The organism is Sediminicola luteus, from assembly GCF_040566555.1.
Classification (GTDB): Bacteria; Bacteroidota; Bacteroidia; order Flavobacteriales; family Flavobacteriaceae; genus Sediminicola.
In genome coordinates this window covers 160,475-178,831 of the sequence record NZ_JBEWYP010000003.1, presented here as the reverse complement: position 1 = coordinate 178,831, position 18,357 = coordinate 160,475, and the positions used below count along the sequence as shown (strand labels likewise).

Genomic DNA, 18,357 nt, shown 5'->3' with positions numbered 1-18,357 from the left:
AAATGATTGAAAATTAGAGATATTAGATTTATGAGTAAAGTAAAAGAAAACGACACGGTAGAAGTACATTACACTGGAAAATTAAGCAACGGTCAAATATTTGATAGTTCTTTGGAAAGAGAACCTATTAAGGTAACCTTAGGTCAAGGCAGTCTTATTCCTGGTTTTGAAAAAGGATTGATCGATATGGAGCCTAATGAAAAGAAAACAGTAACTATTCCTAAGGAAGAAGCTTATGGGGAAATCAACAAAGAGATGTTCCATAAAGTAAGCAAAGCAGATTTACCTGCAGATATTAAGCCTGAAGTTGGAATGGGTTTAATGGCTAAAAATCCTGATGGATCGGAAAACCAATTGCGCGTTGCAGAGGTAGGGGAAGACCATATCATCATAGATGCAAATCATCCTTTGGCTGGACAAGATCTTACTTTTGACTTGGTTCTTGTAGCAATAGCATCCTAATATAAAAGGCAACCTTCTTTTGAAGGCACCTTATTTAATACTTTAAGACCGTCTTTTTAGACGGTCTTTTTTTGTGCCAATCTGATGTAAATTAATTTTTTAAAATTATACGATTCAACTTTTTATTTAGGCAGAATGACTTACATCATCTTCTAAACTCAGGAGTTCTTTAATTTTGTGCTTCATAAATTTTCAAGTAGTAGCACTTTTTAACTCAAATGTCAAAAGATGGTGTGCTATCAAATTTCAAAAACACCATTTTAATGTTCCTTTAACATTCTTTAAGATTAATTTATCGGTATAATCTTACACGCAGACTAGATTTGAGTCACAATTAACAGTTTAACCTAAAAAAAATAATCTATGAACTTTTTAAAACAACTTAAGCCTTTTGCTTTTGCGGCATTGACCTTGTCCTTGATAGTCGGATGTAGCAATGATGATGACGGAGTAGTTATTCCTGATGAGAACGGTGGTGTAACTGCCACTGGCCAATCCAAAACGTACGACCTAGGTGCTCAGGCGAATGCCGACATTTCAGGAACGGCCAAATTTATTGAAAACACCGACAATTCCGTTACCATTGAACTGGAATTGCAAAACACTCCAGCGGGAGGAATGCACCCGGCCCATATTCATTTTAACACGGCAGCTGAAGGTGGTGATATTGCGTTGACTTTAGGAACTGTTAATGGCGATACGGGCAAAAGCAGTATCACTGTTACAGCATTGGACGATAATTCAACGATTACGTACGATCAATTATTAAATTTTGATGGCTATATCAATGTACATTTAAGCACAGATGATTTAGCCACTCTTGTAGCCCAAGGAGATATTGGACAAAATGATCTTACTGGGGAGAGCAAGGAGTATGCCCTGGATGAAAAAGCTGTAGCTGGAATAAATGGTACCGCTACCTTTTTTGAAAGAGTCAATGGTGAAGCTCTTGCTGTACTGAATATCAACAACACTCCCGACAATGGAATGCACCCGGCACACATCCATTTGAATACAGCAGCAGAGGGCGGAGACATAGCCTATACCTTTGTAAGTGTTGATGGCAATACGGGCGTAAGTTATTCGAATGTGGCTACATTGGATGATGGGACTACTTTTGGATATGACCAAGTCTTGGATTTCAACGGATATATCAATGTACACCTTAGTGTTGATGCCCTGGCAACAATTGTTGCACAAGGAGATATAGGTCAGAATGAATTAACAGGAACCTCCAAAACCTACGATCTGGTAGAGAAGGATGTTGCGGGGATAAGTGGAACAGCTAATTTTGCAGAAAGGGTAAATGGTACCACTTTGGTAACCTTGGAATTGATTGGTACTTCAGCAGGTGGTATCCATCCCGCCCACATACATGCCAATGATGTGGCAACCACAGGGGAAATCATTGCAGGATTGACAGCTGTTGACGGTGCTACAGGTATAAGTCAGACTCAAGTAGCCTCTTTGGTAGGAGGAGCTGCAGTAACCTATGAAGAACTGTTGACCATAGATGCCTATATAAATGTGCATTTAAGCGATAGCGATCTTGTAACCATTGTAGCTCAGGGTAATATTGGGGCCAATGAAGGAACTACATCCTCAAAAAATTATAATGTTACCAATCAAGATGCTACGGCTTATATTTTTAATGGCGAAGGACTTTCCGATGTTAATAACCCGGCCCTTACCCTGAAAAGAGGAGAAACCTATACGTTTACAGTTGATACACCAGGTCATCCATTTTACATAAAAGACGTAAAGGGTACAGGGACTGCAAATGCATATAGCTCAGGCGTTACCAACAATGGGACTGTAAACGGCACGGTAACTTTCACGGTTCCTGCAGACGCACCGGACACCTTGTATTATAATTGTGAATTCCACGCCCTAATGACAGGAGTCCTTACGATTACCGATTAAGTTTTAGGAAAAAAAATCATATTATTACCTCGGTTGCCGCAATGGGTAACCGAGGTTTTTTTTGCGAATTACAATTTATTCTTCCTTAAGGTCAAGGTATTCGAATTCCTTCCAAATTATACTTCTAACGATTCTATTACTTCCACTACCAAAGAGTACCTATCTTTGCACAAATTATTATAATGTCAAAACAATTTTCCGATTTAGGAATCAATAGCCAACTTCAAAAAAGTCTGGCCGATCTAGAAATAACATCACCTACCGATATTCAACAAAAAACAATCCCTGTTTTACTAAAACAAAAGGATGATTTTGTGGGTTTGGCAAAAACAGGAACGGGTAAAACCGCGGCCTTTGGATTGCCCTTATTGCAATTGATCGATGTGGAAAATGCAAGTATACAGGCTGTAATTATTGCCCCAACAAGAGAATTGGGCCAGCAGATCTACAACAATTTAGTGTCATTTGCTACAAATCTGCCTGCAGTTTCCATGGCTTCCATATGTGGAGGAATCCCCATTAAACCGCAGATAGAACGTTTGACCAAGGACACCCACATTGTCGTGGCAACCCCTGGAAGATTGATCGATCTGATCAAACGCAAAGCTATCGATATTTCCAAAGCAAATTATTTGGTCCTTGATGAAGCCGATGAAATGGTCACCTCCCTAAAAGAAGGTTTGGATGAAATTGTAGCGGAATTGCCAAAAAAAAGAAGGACATTTTTGTTTACAGCCACCATGCCCGGAACTATAAAACAATTGATACAAAACTATATGTCCAAACATGTAGTACAGGTCAGTTCTGACATGGAAACAGTGGGTCATCAAGGAATTGACCATAGATTTATGGTTGTGGAACCCATTGAAAAATTGGACATGCTTATGTATTTTCTCAACTCCAAAGAAGGGGAGAGGGGAATCATATTCTGTAAGACCAAGGCTGCCGTAAACAAATTGGCCAAAAACCTAGCCATCAACAAATTCTCTTCTGGAGCGCTTCATGGAAGTTTGTCACAGCCTATCCGGGATCGCATAATGGGTCAGTTTAGAGAAGGACATATCCGTATTCTTGTAGCCACTGATCTTGCCGCAAGAGGTATAGATGTCAAAGAGATTTCCTATGTGGTGAATTACCACCTGCCAGATGTGTACGAAACCTATGTGCATAGAAGTGGCCGTACTGCTAGGGCAGGGGCTGAAGGGCTCTCCCTGACCATCTTGCAAAAGGAGGAGGAAGAAGATATAAAGGAATTTGAAGAGGTATTGGGAATCTCTTTTAAGCCCTATAAAAAAGCGGATGCCCAAAGTATCGAGGAAAACAATGCACAATTATGGGCTAAGAAAATATTCAAGACGAAACCCAATCATTCTATTTCCTCGGATTTTAAAAACAAAATCCACACCGTATTCCATCATTTGACCAAGGAGGAACTTATTGATAAGCTTCTGGCCCACCATTTGGGTCAGCATTCAGGACAAATACCTGCCGAAACAGAAAAACCAAAGAGAAAAAAAAGATAAATGGCATTAGCGACCAATTCATTTTGATTTGGTTTTAGTTCCTCAAAAATAATACATCATGGCAAACACTATAAAAGAGCGACAGGATATTTTGGAAAAACTGAATATTCATCAGTTGAACCCAATGCAGGAAGAGGCGCTCTCCATCATCGAAACAAATACCAATACAATAATCCTTTCGCCCACGGGAACAGGAAAGACGTTGGCATTCTTATTGCCTTTAATTGATCAGTTGGATCCTGAGAGTGAGGAAATTCAAGCCTTGATCCTGGTTCCTTCACGGGAATTGGCAATACAGATAGAACAGGTGATCCGAGAAATGGGATCAGGCTACAAAGTCAATGCCGTGTATGGAGGAAGGGCCATGGCCAAAGACAAATTGGAACTAAAACACACCCCGTCCATACTTATTGGAACCCCGGGAAGGATAGCCGATCATTTTGATAATGAGCGCTTCTCCACAAAGTTTATTAAAACCCTTGTTTTGGACGAGTTTGACAAATCCTTGCAGGTTGGCTTCGAGGAGGAAATGAAATACATCATAGGAATGTTGCCCAGCATCAACAAACGCATCCTTACCTCTGCCACCCAAGGTGTTAAAGTACCTACTTTTGTAAGATTGGACAAGCCGATCATTCTCGATTATTTAAAAGAGGAGAACACAAAACTGGCTATCAAAACCGTTGTTTCTGCGTCACAAAACAAACAAAAGACGGTTTTAGAACTTCTAAACCATATAGGAAACCAACCTGGAATCATTTTTTGTAATCTTAGGGAGACCGTCGAGAAATTGAGTACGTTCTTGGAACGTAATAATGTCAGTCATGGTTGTTTCCATGGAGATATGGAACAGAAGGATAGGGAACGTTCCCTGATCAAATTCAGGAATGGCTCCAATCAGATCATCGTGGCCACAGATTTAGCGGCAAGAGGTATCGATATACCCGAAATGAAGTTTATTGTCCATTACGAGTTCCCGTATAAAAAAGAAGAATTTATCCATAGAAATGGTAGAACTGCCAGAGTTAATGCCAAGGGAACTGCCTATGTAATCAAATGGGTTGATGAAAATCTGCCAGAATTTATTACAAATGCCCCAGTGGTCGATATCTCCAAAAAGGCACCCAAAAAAGCCCAGTACTGGCAAACACTCTTTATTTCGGGTGGTAGGAAAGATAAAATCTCAAAAGGGGATATTGCTGGATTATTTTTTAAACAAGGGAACATTAATAAGGATCAACTGGGAATTATAGAACTAAAGAACGACTGTACTTTTGTTGCAGTTCCCGTGACCCTTGCTGAAGATTTAATAAAGAAATTGAACAACACCAAACTAAAGAAAAAGAAGGTTAGGGTAACGGTTCTATAACCATTGAATGCTTATGAAAAGTTTGATACTAAGGAGCTCTTTAAAATCCTTATAAAATCGTAACTTATTGTCCGTTTTCACTAGTAAACGGACAACCTTAAATTTCAAAGTTATGTTCAAAAACTTAAAAATATTCGTTTTGATCCTTCTTGGATCGATCTCCTTGATAGGCTGTAAATCAGAACCTAAAAAAAATGCTTCAGAAAATAGGGAAGCAATGGAGGAAACATTGCAGGCCAATGTGATCGGCAATGAAGTGAGCTACGCCACAGAGGATACGCAAATGAAGGGCTATATCTCCTATGATGAAAATAAAAAAGGAAAAAGACCCGGGGTGATTGTAGTGCATGAATGGTGGGGGCACAATGACTATACCCGAGAACGGGCAGATATGCTTGCAGAACTGGGCTATGTAGCCCTGGCCATTGATATGTATGGGGATGGCAAACAGGCACAACATCCTGAGGATGCAGGGAAATTCTCAGGTATGGTGATGCAAAATATAGATGTTGCCAAGGCCCGGTTTGATGCTGCAATGACTGTTTTAAAGGCAGATCCACATGTAAATGCAGATGAAATTGCGGCCATAGGCTACTGTTTTGGAGGAAGTGTGGTCTTAACAATGGCCAATCTAGGAAAAGATCTCGATGCCGTAGCGGCATTCCACAGTGGGGTTCAACTTCCGGTAATGCCCAATGAGAATTTAAAGGCTAAGGTATTGGTATGTAATGGAGCTGCAGATCCCTTTGTTTCATCGGAATCCGTAACAGCATATAAAGCAGCCATGGACAGTGTAAATGCTGATTATAAGTATATCGCTTATCCAGATGCACAACATGCCTTTACCAGTAAGGAGGCAGATTCGCTGGGGAAAAAATTCAACCTGCCCTTGGCCTATCAAAAGGAAGCCGATGAAAAATCTTGGGCTGAGCTAAAATCCTTATTGGCAGCTACTTTTAAGCAGTAATCCCTAAATCAAATTTTGAAACCAATAAAAAATAGGACTCACATCCCTATTTTTCACCTTCTAGAGAATTAATTAGGATCAGGTATATCTAATGATATCCCAACTAGTAATCAATATTTCGGCATCCTTGGTTTGGAACTAAAAATAAGACTATATTTAGGGCATTCACATAAAAGTACCCCAAAATGAAATCATTATCCATTCAAGAAATCAATACCATTTTAAACGGAGAATTAGTAGGTGATACCTCCCAAATGATAGATGGATTGGAACAATTAAAAAATGCCCAACCGAACCAAATGACCTTTATTGGCAGTATTAAATACGAGCGGTTGTGGGATTCCTCAAAAGCCAGTGCTGCCATCGTAAATGAAAATATACGCATAGAGCCAGGAGAGGGCAGGGCCTTTATCAAGGTGAAAAATGCCGATTTGGCCATGGCCAAATTATTGGAGGAGTTCGATCCAGGTCCACCACAATTTGATATTGATATACACCCTACCGCAGTCATACATGAAACTGCCAAGATTGGTAAAGGCGTTAAAGTTGGAGCCAATAGTTATGTTGGAAAAAATGTGGTGTTGGCAGACGGGGTAGTCCTTTATCCCAACGTATCCATTTTTGATGATACAACTGTTGGACCTCAAACGGTAATTTGGTCTGGGACCGTTATCCGCGAGCGGACCGAAATTGGTGCCCAGTGTATCTTCCATACCAATGTAAGCATTGGAGCAGATGGCTTTGGATACCGCCCCAGCGATGATGGTAGGGGATTGGTGAAAATTCCGCAAATAGGAAATGTGATTATTGGCAACCTTGTAGAAATTGGCTCTAATTCCTGTGTTGACCGTGGAAAATTTAGCTCCACAATTATAGGAGATGGCTGTAAAATAGATAATTTAGTACAGATAGGTCATAATTCCGTCATGGGCCGTTTTTGTATTATGGCAGGCCATAGTGGTTTAGCAGGTTCTGTGACCCTTGGAGATGGCGTAATGATCGGCGGCAGCGCCTCCATTAAGGATCATACCGTTATTGAATCAGGTGCAGTTGTAGGTGCCGGTTCCGGTGTAATGAACGATGTTGCTGCTGGCAAGACCGTTTTAGGATATCCTGCCTGTGATTCCAGGGAAATGCTGAAACAATGGGTGGCCTTAAGAAGGCTAGCCAAAAACTAGGTGATAATTGTTGATGTAATCATAAGAATTACTATCAACATTTAGATATATACTTTTACAATTTATGAGGCCATAACGATTGCGTTATGGCCTTTTTGCTCCCATTATTTATTTAGTAACGCACTTTGAATTAAATTAAATCTAATTTGATTGATGAACCGGTGCATGTTCGTGTCTGAACCCTCTTTTAATCTGATAAACGGTATCCATGCGTCCGCGAGGGTACTAAACGCAGCCTTTTGAACTATGGCACTGGTAGTAATGGAATTGGAAAAAGTATTCCATAAAGGAATGGAATTGAGCTACTGCAGTACACAGGCCGGTAATAGCAAAGACGGATGAAATTCCTCTTTAGTTATATGGCAGATTCTTGTTGGTGTAAATAATTTTTACTTTTTCCCTTCGCATGCCCAACTACGTAACCAAATACAAAAAATGCGATGGGCATCGCTACAATTAAAAAAATCATTAGGATAATCTGTAAAGGACCTATAGCCAAATTCATAACTTAAATTTTATGGTTCTCCTAAAAATAGGAAATAGAGGTCAAATTGTGTAGGAAAATTGTATAGATTGTCGAATAATTTCTATTTTTGTCATTTTATTGCTTATAATTTTAACCTAATAACATCCCTGAAACCAGCTATTTAATACTATTAGCTGCATTATTTACAACAAATTACTAAATTCACATAACCACTATTGCTATTCAGGGTTGCAAAAAAAATGCTATTTGCCATACAAACACCTTCTATGAAACATCATATACCTCTAATAATTGTCTTGCTTTTTGTTATGGGATGTAAGACAACTCCTAAAAATTCGGCCAATTTTCAGTTAATTTTAGATAAGTCGGTAAAGAATAAAAATAATCAATTATCAGGTGTTTCCATGACTGTAATAGCTCCAAAATTGAATATTTTGTGGACAGGGGCGTCGGGATTTGACAGCAAGAAAAAGACACATAAACTTTCAGCCAAACAACCCTTTAGAATTGCCAGCGGCACCAAAACATTTGTGGCAGCAGCCATTTTACGTCTTCAGGAAGAGAAAAAATTGACCCTAGAAGATTCTATTGCCACATATCTCTCAGACGAACACCTACAACTACTTAGATCCGATGGTTACGATCCTAAGGCTATCACGATAAAGCATTGTCTATTGCACAGAAGTGGCCTGTTCGATTATGCCGAGGGAAATACCTCCTATATAGATAGCATCATTAAAAATCCAACTAAAAAATGGACGCGCACAGAGCAGCTCAAATTTGCAATGGATGCCGGAGACCCTTTAGGAAATCCTGGCGAAGTATATGGCTATAGCGATACAGGGTATATACTCCTTGGGGAAATTATTGAAAAGGTCACAGGAAAGTCTTTGGCACAGGCCCTTCGACAATTATTGGGCTATGATAGATTGGGGATGAAATCAACGTGGATGGAAGGTCTAGAAGACCCGCCAGCTGGAATTTCACAGCCTGTGCACCGTTATATTGGGGATTATGATGCAACAACTTTAGATAATTCAATCGATTTATTTGGGGGTGGGGGCATTTCTTCCACAACTAAGGATCTTGCCATCTTTATTGACGCCCTTTTTAATGGCCAAATCTTTAAAAACACTGAAACTCTTTCCATTATGTTAGAGGATCCCGGGACATTGCCCTATGGGGCAGAATCAGAAGATTACCGAATGGGCCTCAGTAAAGAAGGGGTAATGGGCATATCTGGCTATATGCACCGTGGCTTTTGGGGAACGGTATGGATACACATGCCCAAACCAAACTACACCATTGTAGTGAACTTTACCAACGAACCAGAGGGAGCGGGTATCATTACCAAAACCACAGAAAAACTACAAAAATTAGCGCAAGCTGACTAAATTAAGGTTTGGTGGCAGCTATTTGTTCTCCCCAATTTAAATCTAACTACATAAAAACCACTACCAGGTATGCCCTATAAATGGTGGCTTACATAAAATTATTGTTTTCTGACAATCCCACTGAAAATTTAGGTAAATTAGAAGTTGAAAACCGTAATATATCTAGTCATGTCCACTGTTCTTATCCTTTTGGGAGTCATAGCATTAATTGTCATTCTATTCATAAGCATTTTCAACAGATTCGCAAAAAATAGAAATCAGGTCAAAGATGCATGGAGCAATATAGATGTGGCATTAAAGCGACGTTATGACCTTATACCCAATCTAGTTGAAACGGTAAAGGGATATGCCAAACATGAAAAATCCACACTTGAGGCCGTTATCAATGCGCGCAACGCTGCAATGGCCGTCCCTACCGGCGACATTAATGGACAGATCAAGGCAGAGAATCAATTGCAACAGAGCCTGAGGAGTATTTTTGCCTTAGGGGAAGCATATCCAGACCTCAAGGCCAATGTAAATTATTTGGACCTTCAGGAAAAGTTGAACCTCATTGAAGAAAACCTAGAAAGAAGCCGTCGTTATTACAATGGATCGGTACGGGAAAACAACACCTATGGGGAAAGCATTCCCGGCGTTCTGATTGCCGGAATGGCCAAATACCAACATTTCGATTACTTCGAAACTGAAGAAGCCTCAAGGGAAAATGTAAAAGTAGATTTTTCTTAATGAAAAAGATTTTTATCCTCCTTACGCTCTTACTGGTATTCATTAGCGGGTCTGCCCAAGATTTTACCGTCACAAATTATACGGTAGATATAACCATAGAAGAGGATGGTTATTTTGATGTGATTGAAAATTATGACCTCAACTTTGAAATTCCAAAACACGGGATCTATAGAACCATACAGACCCAGTATGATCTGCTCACCTTCGAAGGCGAGAAAGAGGAGAGAAAAATAAGGATCAGCAATGTTAAGGTCCCTGATTATAAATTTGATGTCCCCTTTAATTTTGTACAAAAGTTAAAGGATAATATGATAATAAAAATAGGAGACAAGGACGTCACTATTGTTGGCCCACAACATTATGAGATCCAGTATCGTGTGCACAATGCTTTTTTGTTTGAGGACAGCCAAATACGTTTTTATTGGAACATTAAACCGGATGGTTGGGAGGCCGATTTTGAGCAAATAAGCTTTCGGATCCATGTCCCGGAAAATATTCCGCTCAGTAAAGAAAATTGCTTCGTGTATTCGGGAGAACGGGGCACTTCAATTCCCACTAAAGATTTTAAGCTCTACTATACCAATGAAGGTTTCTCAGGAACGAGTAACGACAGCTTTATTTCACGTTCTGGAGAAAGTGTGACGGTAATGATCAATCTGCCGCCTAATTCTATTACCGAAGAAAAGCCTTTATGGCCATTTTGGAATCAATACGGATGGGTATTCCTTATAGGCATACTTATCACGGGCTTCTATGCCTTGTGGCGTAAATTTGGAAGGGATGATAGGGTGGTGACAACCACAAGTTATTATCCCCCCAAAAATATGGATCCTGCCATGGTCGGTTTTCTGATCAATGATCGGGATGATACTTCCGATCTTATTTCTTTGATTCCATATTGGGGTGCAAGAGGGTTGATAAAAATGGAGGAAATTCCTAAAAAAGGCTGGTTTGGAAGTAAGGATACCAAACTTATTAAAATTGGAAACCTGCCAGACGATTCGCCCTCCTATGAAAAAGAAATATTTACCGGCCTATTTGGGAATGAACAAGGTCTGGAGTCTTCAGAAATACTGGTGAGCAGTCTAAAGGATACTTTCTATACCACAATGAGCAGTGCCAGTAGCCAATTAAAAAAAATGGCCCAGCCGTATTATGTAGTGGAATCTAAAAAGGTACAGACCATATTATACTTTGGTTTGGTAGCTAATGCCATTGTTCTTACCGCAATCGCCTTATTTGTTTGGGGGCCTTTGGCCGCTGTGGCCATTGTGTTGACCTCTGTTCTATTGATTATTCTAAATGGCTATATGATCAAGAAAAATGATATAGGAAATCGGATTCTATCGGAATTGAAGGGGTTTCGTCAGTTCATAAAAGTGGCGGAGGAGAACAAATTAAAAATGTTATTGCAGGATGATCCCAACTACTTTGAAAGTACTATGGGATATGCCCTGGCCTTTGGACTGTTTGAAAAATGGGCGAAAAAATTTGACGCTCTCAATATTCCCCCTCCATCCTGGTATTCATCCGCTTCTACCCATGCATTTACGATGCAAGGGTTTTCCAAATCCTTTTCAAAATCTATGGCTGTAACCCAGTCAACCATGATAAGTTCCCCCAAAAGCAGTGGTTCTTCCGGCGGGGGTTCGTCTGGAGGCGGTTTTGGCGGCGGCGGCGGCGGAAGCTGGTAATTTTCTTTTGATACCAGTAAAGATCTAGCCCTGTTACCCCTTGCACTGTTGTAGCACCACGCTAAGAATGACCTTCGTTCAGAATTGAGAATACAAGCTCTTTGGTCAATGGCTTATCTGCCGCCTTGGTCTTAATATCCTCAAAACTACATCTGAAATCACACCCATTCTTATATTCACTGCATCCATAGGCCGATTTTCCTTTGATTACAGTTCCTTTTTTACATTTTGGGCAACTCAGTGTATCCGGTATCTTTTTCTCTGGCTTTTTGGCTTCTAGGACCAACTGGAACGTATCATTAAATCGCAAGAGGCCCTCCAATACTTCATCGGTCTCTGGACCTTCATTTTTAAAACCTTTTAGGTTCACCGTACAACCTTTTCGAAGCAAACGCAGCCATTGTTTTTCCGATATCTTTTTCCCTTGAAAAGTAAAGGGCAATACAAAATCACAACCTTCCTTATAAGCACTACATCCGTATGCGGCCTTTCCTTTCAACAGCGTTCCTTGTTTGCATTTGGGACAGGTTTCTGCTGTGACTCCTGCTTTTTTGGTGACCACATTAGCGGCTTTGGCAGCTTCTTGGACAACAGTATGGGAAATATTGGCGCGGGTGGTCTCACTTCGTACTTCATAGACCAGGTGATCTACCATTTTCTTCATGTTGGCAATAAACATACCTGCACTAAAAGTCCCTTTTTCTATATCCTTCAATTGCTTTTCCCATTGACCCGTAAGTTCTGCAGATTTTAAAAGGTCGTTTTGAATTGTATCTATCAACTGTATGCCTGTAGGCGTGGGGAGCACTTGTTTTTTATTTCGTTTGATGTATTTGCGCCTAAACAAGGTCTCAATAATGTTGGCACGGGTAGAAGGGCGTCCTATCCCGTTCTCCTTCATCAGTTCCCTCATTTCATCATCATCTACTTGTTTCCCAGCTGTTTCCATTGCCCGTAACAACGTTGCCTCCGTAAATTGTTTGGGGGGCTTGGTCTGCTTTTCCAAAAATGAAGGTTCATGTGGTCCTTTTTCGCCCTTTACAAAAGTTGGCAATATGCCGGCTTCCTTGGTTTTGGCTTCTGGATTTTCAAAAACAACCTTCCATCCTTTGGACAATATTTCCTTCCCTGTGGTTTTAAAGGTTATAGTATCCACTTGTCCCAGTACTGTGGTATTTGCTACCTGACAATCCTCATAAAAAACGGCAATGAATCTCCTTACAATAGCATCATAAACCTGTTGCTGGTTGTATTGAAGTTTTATTTGTACCCCAGTAGGAATAATCGCATGGTGATCTGTAACCTTACTGTCATTAAATACTTTGGACGACTTTCTAATTTTTTTGCTTAATATGGACTGGGTAAGTTCTGCATAATTGGTCAACTTTTGAAGAATACCAGGTACCTTGGGGTAAACATCATTGGGCAAAAAAGTGGTATCCACCCTAGGATAGGTAACTACTTTTTGTTCATATAGCTTCTGTACCATCTTTAAGGTCTCATCGGCGGTAAATCCAAATTTGGTATTGCAGTATACTTGAAGTCCAGTCAGATCAAAAAGTTTAGGGGCGTATTCCTTGCCCTTCTTCTTGCTTACGGAAACAATTTCGAAATCTTCTCCCTTTACCTTTTGTGCCATGATTTCCCCGTCTTCCATCTTAAGAAAGCGACCTTCTTCATAGCTAAAAAGGGTATCCCTGTACAAGGTTTGTAATTCCCAATAGGGTACAGGCTTAAAATCCTCAATTTCTTTAAACCGGTTGACGACCATGGCCAAGGTTGGAGTTTGAACGCGGCCCACGGAGAGCATTTGCTTATAACCCCCGTGTTTTAGGGTATACAATCGGGTAGCGTTCATCCCTAAAAGCCAGTCACCTATGGCCCTGGAAAATCCTGCGTAATATAAATTATCATAGTTTTGAGAAGGTTTTAGAGCGTTAAATCCTTCTTTTATGGCCTCCGTGGTCAGCGATGAAATCCATAGCCGCTTCACCTCTCCCTTGTAATTCGCCTGATGCATCACCCAACGCTGTATCAGTTCTCCTTCCTGACCCGCATCCCCACAGTTGATCACAACCTCAGCTTGGTCGAATAATTTTTTAACAATCTTAAACTGTTTTTGAATACCCGAATTTTCCACCACTTTGGTCTGGAATTTTTCGGGTAGCATGGGAAGGTTGTTCAGGTCCCAACTTTTCCAATACGATTTATAGTCATTTGGTTCGAACAGGGTACATAAGTGTCCAAATGTAAAGGTTACGGCATATCCGTTACCTTCAAAATATCCGTCGTGCTTGGTATTTGCTCCAAGAACAGCGGCAATTTCTCTGGCAACACTAGGTTTTTCTGCAATACAAACTTTCACTTATTGGGATTTAAACGGAGGTGCAAAGTAAACATTTTCATGAAAAGGGAGGCTAACTAGTGGACCTTAAAATCTAAACGAAACCGATCCTTTCCCTATATTATTTAAAAGTTGGAAACGACAGGATTTATACATTGGGATAGTTATTTAACCTTTATAAGAACGGCTTCTGAGCTTGAAAGATCTGAATTCAGAACAATTTTTTCCGAGGAAGAGCCATCAGAAACTTCAATTGATACCGTATTTGGGGGAATAGTCCCAAGATTATGGGCATATAAAAATAGATCATTGGATTTAGAAGCATTCAATTGTACTTGAAATTGTTTTTTATCCTTAGTCAAAGAGTATTTGGCAATTATGGGTTCCCCATTGAGATAAACGGACACAATATCCCCATCTTGTTCCTTGTTGTCCCAAAGATCTATGGTAATATCTTTGCTTCTGACCGTCAATTCCTTGACATAGCTTATCTTCCTCCCAGCGAATTCAGTCCTTTTGGTAGTTTCAACAACCTTGTTCTCGGTCACATATTTGTTCTTGGGTTCATTCTTTATAGAAAAGGAAGGGGTCACGTACTTTGCAATCTTGAACTTATCGGATGGAAATAACTCAATGGCCATGATTTTAAAATTATCACCAGGCTCAATGTTCTTTTCCAATTGGATCCCGCTGGCACTTTCCTTGTTTTTAAAGATCCCAAGCTCCTGTACCATCATATCATCCTTGACCAAGAAAAATCGTATGGACTTGCTGGCATCAATATTGGCAGTTACCCATGTGAGATCTAAAGGGTTTTGGACGGACAATACTGTGTTTTTGGTAGGGTAGGTGACCGTAATGGACGATTTCCATCTTCTGCGCTCATCTATGCGCAACTGGTTCAAATAATCCAAGTTTTTTTTGAAATTGATATATGGAGCATACACCGCTATACCTGTTCCTGTCTCCCTTAGGATATCATAAAATTCATTTAATTGTATTAGGGCCGTTACCAAAGGAATCTTGTCAAAATAAGTCTTATCCAATTCTTCAATTTTAGCCATTGCCTTTTTAATGTTACCACCATTACCAATTGAGTTGGCAGAGGAAGTACTTTTGTCCATGATGGTTTTGGCATGATCTAATTTGGCATATCCAAACCTCTTGTCCAAAAACTCAATGGCCTCTTCATAACTGATTGAATCGTTTTGTATCAATTTTTGAGCTAGTTCAAAAGCTCTTTCATACTCCTTAAGACTTTCCGATATAGTGGCTCTGGCAAGTTTAATACTTGCTTTTTCCTCCGAATTTACGGCATCCCTTAAGACGGCCAAATAGCGATCTTTTGAAATAAAGTTGCCTACATCGGCCGTTCCAATCTGAAAGAAATCTGTCCCAAGGCCTGGTGACTGTAAAAAGATATACTCCGCGTCATTCACACCCTCTTCCCCATAAGACGTGAAAATGGAATTCATAGTATCATCTTCCCATTGTTTGGAATTTTTTTTGATGATCTGTTTCATCAGCTGAATAGGGTCATTTATGGAGCGGGTCCATTCTTGGTCCATATTTTGACCTTGGGAATAAGTTCCCAAAAGACAAAAACAGTAAAGAAGAAACAAATATTTCATTCTCGGAATAAGCTATGAATCACGTTTGACCAATATACAGTTTTATTACAATAGATGTCTACTGACCTCTAGTCTACTTTATGGACAACACTAACCAATTCCAAAAATAGTGTGTATTTGCCTATTTCCATAGTTTGACGGTTCAAATGGCCACCAGGCTCGATAAAACAACAGATATCTGTTAAGCCCAGGCAAATTCTAAAAGGCCAAGGGGGGAGGGTTGTTTTACTAATAAAATGATTGGACACAAAAAAAGTAGTGGATTGTACACTCACTACTTTTTTTGGTTTGGAAGCTTTGGATTAATTTAAATTCCCAATATTTGGTTTCTATTGATCTCAAAATTAGACCATCTGATTTTCTTAGTATTTCTAAAGATTGCAAAGATGCTGCTCTTTTTATATTCTATCCGTGATTGATTGATGAAAGGTTTCATGATTTTAGATTTAAATTACCTTGTGGTTATCTGAATCGCCTTTTAGCGTTCCATATGTTCATTCTAGAGGATTCTGTTGTTGATCTTAACTGATGCTTGTTTATAGTTTCCATTTTTGATTGTATTAAGTTGTTATACGTTAGACTTTTTAGGTATTTATTTAGTGGTATCTCCTTTTGCTGTTCCAAGTTTTGGAGTTTGAAATTCTTACCGTTGGCTGTGCGTAATGCTTGTTTGATGTTTCCATGATATTGATTTTAGGTAGTTTATATTAATTGTTATTTCAAATATTAGTGATATCTCCTTTTGGTGTTCCAAGTTTTGGTGTTGGAGATTCTTACTGTTGGCTGTGCGTAATGCTTGTTTGAAGTTTCCATGATATTGATTTTTAATTGTTTATAATTTTTTATATACCCACTAGACGCACGATTTATATGTTTGTTACAGTACTATGTTATAAATAGTACCATTTTAAGCAATATTTAACATTTGGTTCCTTTTTAACCACAACGAGTAGGGGAAGGATTTTTAAAAAAATAGGGTGGTGTCTTTTATTTACTATTGGTATATCTTGGGAAGTGTTTGACAAAAAACCCGATCACTTCCGCCATTTTACAACTACCTTTGTACCCATGTTGGGCTTCTAAACCCAATTCAACTTTCATACTATGGGGGAACACCTAACTTCTGATAAGAACACCTTGACCAAAGAGGACATTGCCAATTGTATCTCCGTCTTGGAACTACTGGTTTCTGAGACCGATTACATTTTCGATATTGAAATAGAACAGCGAATAGCATTGATCAAGGCGGCAGGTCAGTTTTCCCGTCCAAATAGGGAGGAATTCTCTAGACGAAAGAAGGATGGTAAAAAAGCAGCCAAAAGAAAATTGGAGGCCAAGGACAAAAAAGCGCGCAAGGAAACGGGAATAAGACATGCTAGGGAAGCTGCCGTTTTTGTGGCCCCAAAATTATTGCCCATGGCCCATCTATCCAAGAAGGAACCTTTGGAGCTGGAAACACCAAGGAAGTGCTATGTCTGTAAAACGGAGTTTACCAAATTGCACCACTTTTATGACACCATGTGTACCGATTGTGGCGATCTGAACTACGCCAAACGATTTCAAACAGCGGATGTAAAGGGACAGGTAGCTGTCATTACCGGTTCCCGCTTAAAGATAGGATACCATATCACCCTGATGCTGTTAAGGGGAGGGGCAACGGTGATAGCCACAACAAGGTTCCCTGTAGATTCCGCCCTACGCTTTTCTAAAGAGGATGATTTTATGGAGTGGGGACATCGCCTAAAAATTCACGGCCTGGATTTAAGGCATATCCCTAGTGTTGAGATATTCTGCAATTTTATTTCCCAAAAATATGATCAGTTGGACATCCTGATCAATAATGCTGCACAAACCGTAAGGCGACCCGCTGGCTTTTATCAGCATCTTATGGTCAATGAAGAGCGATCTATTAATTCCTTACCTCCCTTTGCACAAGAAATTCTGGCAGATCATCAAGGATGTTTACAGGAACTAAAGGAATTGACGTCATCGACATCTTCCAATCAGAACATGCCGGTTACCTGGCATGGACCAGAACCTGGGATTGGTCTTAGGGCATCGGCAAAACTATCACAAATTCCCTACAGCTTTGATAATACTCTGGTAGCTCAAGAGGTTTTTCCAGATGGGGAGTTGGATGCTGATCTGCAACAAGTGGATTTGCGAAAGACCAATAGTTGGAGATTAAGGCTCGGACAAATTGAGACCACAGAAATGTTGGAGGTGCAGCTGGTAAATTCCGTAGCGCCATTTGTACTTTGTAACCGACTGTCCGAACTCATGAAAAAGAATCCAACCGGAAAAAAACACATTATTAATGTTTCTGCCATGGAAGGTAAGTTCCACCGTTTTTTCAAGGAAGACCGACACCCACATACCAATATGGCGAAAGCAGCCCTAAATATGCTCACCCATACCTCCTCGGGCACCCTAGCCAAAGAAGGTATCTTTATGAATGCCGTGGATACGGGTTGGGTAACTGATGAAGATCCGGCAGAGTTGGCCAAACGGAAGAAAGAAGTGGAGGATTTTCAACCTCCGTTGGATATTGTGGATGGGGCAGCTAGGGTTTTGGATCCTTTATTTGATGGAATCAATACCGGGAAACATTGGTGTGGTAAATTCCTAAAGGATTATCGACCTATAGATTGGTAAA

The 18,357-nt window shown here is 40.0% G+C and carries 12 protein-coding genes; 10 read left to right on the top strand and 2 right to left on the bottom strand.

From position 1 onward, the window contains the following. The first annotated feature begins 30 nt into the window (after positions 1–30). The 9 genes from ABXZ32_RS07035 (at position 31) to ABXZ32_RS06995 (ending at position 11,726) form a co-directional block, all read left to right on the top strand. Positions 31–462, top strand: coding sequence for an FKBP-type peptidyl-prolyl cis-trans isomerase (locus ABXZ32_RS07035; RefSeq protein ID WP_354617966.1), 432 nt, complete (start codon positions 31–33; stop codon positions 460–462). Between the two features lie 363 nt (positions 463–825). Further along, positions 826–2,385, top strand: coding sequence for a hypothetical protein (locus ABXZ32_RS07030; protein WP_354617965.1), 1,560 nt, complete (start codon positions 826–828; stop codon positions 2,383–2,385). 182 nt (positions 2,386–2,567) lie between these two features. Then, on the top strand, positions 2,568–3,908 hold the full coding sequence (locus ABXZ32_RS07025; RefSeq protein ID WP_354617964.1) for a DEAD/DEAH box helicase: 1,341 nt from the start codon (positions 2,568–2,570) through the stop codon (positions 3,906–3,908). A gap of 58 nt (positions 3,909–3,966) precedes the next feature. Beyond that, positions 3,967–5,277, top strand: coding sequence for a DEAD/DEAH box helicase (locus tag ABXZ32_RS07020; RefSeq protein ID WP_354617963.1), 1,311 nt, complete (start codon positions 3,967–3,969; stop codon positions 5,275–5,277). A gap of 112 nt (positions 5,278–5,389) precedes the next feature. Further along, the gene (locus ABXZ32_RS07015) at positions 5,390–6,244 is read left to right on the top strand and encodes a dienelactone hydrolase family protein (RefSeq protein WP_354617962.1); all 855 of its coding nucleotides are present in this window, start codon (positions 5,390–5,392) and stop codon (positions 6,242–6,244) included. A 185-nt stretch (positions 6,245–6,429) separates the two neighbouring features. Then, positions 6,430–7,422: a UDP-3-O-(3-hydroxymyristoyl)glucosamine N-acyltransferase gene (lpxD, locus tag ABXZ32_RS07010; protein WP_354617961.1), complete on the top strand. Its 993-nt coding sequence runs from the start codon at positions 6,430–6,432 to the stop codon at positions 7,420–7,422. Positions 7,423–8,175: 753 nt separating this feature from the next. Next, complete coding sequence (locus tag ABXZ32_RS07005; protein ID WP_354617960.1) at positions 8,176–9,303, top strand: serine hydrolase domain-containing protein; 1,128 nt, start codon at positions 8,176–8,178, stop codon at positions 9,301–9,303. Positions 9,304–9,471: 168 nt separating this feature from the next. After that, positions 9,472–10,032 (top strand): LemA family protein, encoded by a 561-nt coding sequence (locus tag ABXZ32_RS07000; protein ID WP_354617959.1) that lies wholly within the window; start codon positions 9,472–9,474, stop codon positions 10,030–10,032. Further along, complete coding sequence (locus tag ABXZ32_RS06995; protein WP_354617958.1) at positions 10,032–11,726, top strand: DUF2207 domain-containing protein; 1,695 nt, start codon at positions 10,032–10,034, stop codon at positions 11,724–11,726. Before ABXZ32_RS07000 ends, ABXZ32_RS06995 begins: the two co-directional genes overlap by 1 nt. Positions 11,727–11,787: 61 nt before the next feature. Here ABXZ32_RS06995 and ABXZ32_RS06990 read toward each other — a convergent pair whose 3' ends face one another. Both ABXZ32_RS06990 and ABXZ32_RS06985 read right to left on the bottom strand, forming a co-directional pair. Continuing rightward, on the bottom strand, positions 11,788–14,091 hold the full coding sequence (locus ABXZ32_RS06990) for a type IA DNA topoisomerase (protein ID WP_354617957.1): 2,304 nt from the start codon (positions 14,089–14,091) through the stop codon (positions 11,788–11,790). 143 nt (positions 14,092–14,234) lie between these two features. Further along, the gene (locus ABXZ32_RS06985) at positions 14,235–15,701 is read right to left on the bottom strand and encodes a hypothetical protein (RefSeq protein ID WP_354617956.1); all 1,467 of its coding nucleotides are present in this window, start codon (positions 15,699–15,701) and stop codon (positions 14,235–14,237) included. Between the two features lie 1,104 nt (positions 15,702–16,805). On the opposite strand from ABXZ32_RS06985, the gene ABXZ32_RS06980 reads away from it, so the two are divergent. Continuing rightward, positions 16,806–18,356, top strand: a complete 1,551-nt coding sequence (locus tag ABXZ32_RS06980) for an SDR family NAD(P)-dependent oxidoreductase (RefSeq protein WP_354617955.1) — start codon at positions 16,806–16,808, stop codon at positions 18,354–18,356. The last annotated feature ends 1 nt before the right edge of the window (position 18,357 follow it).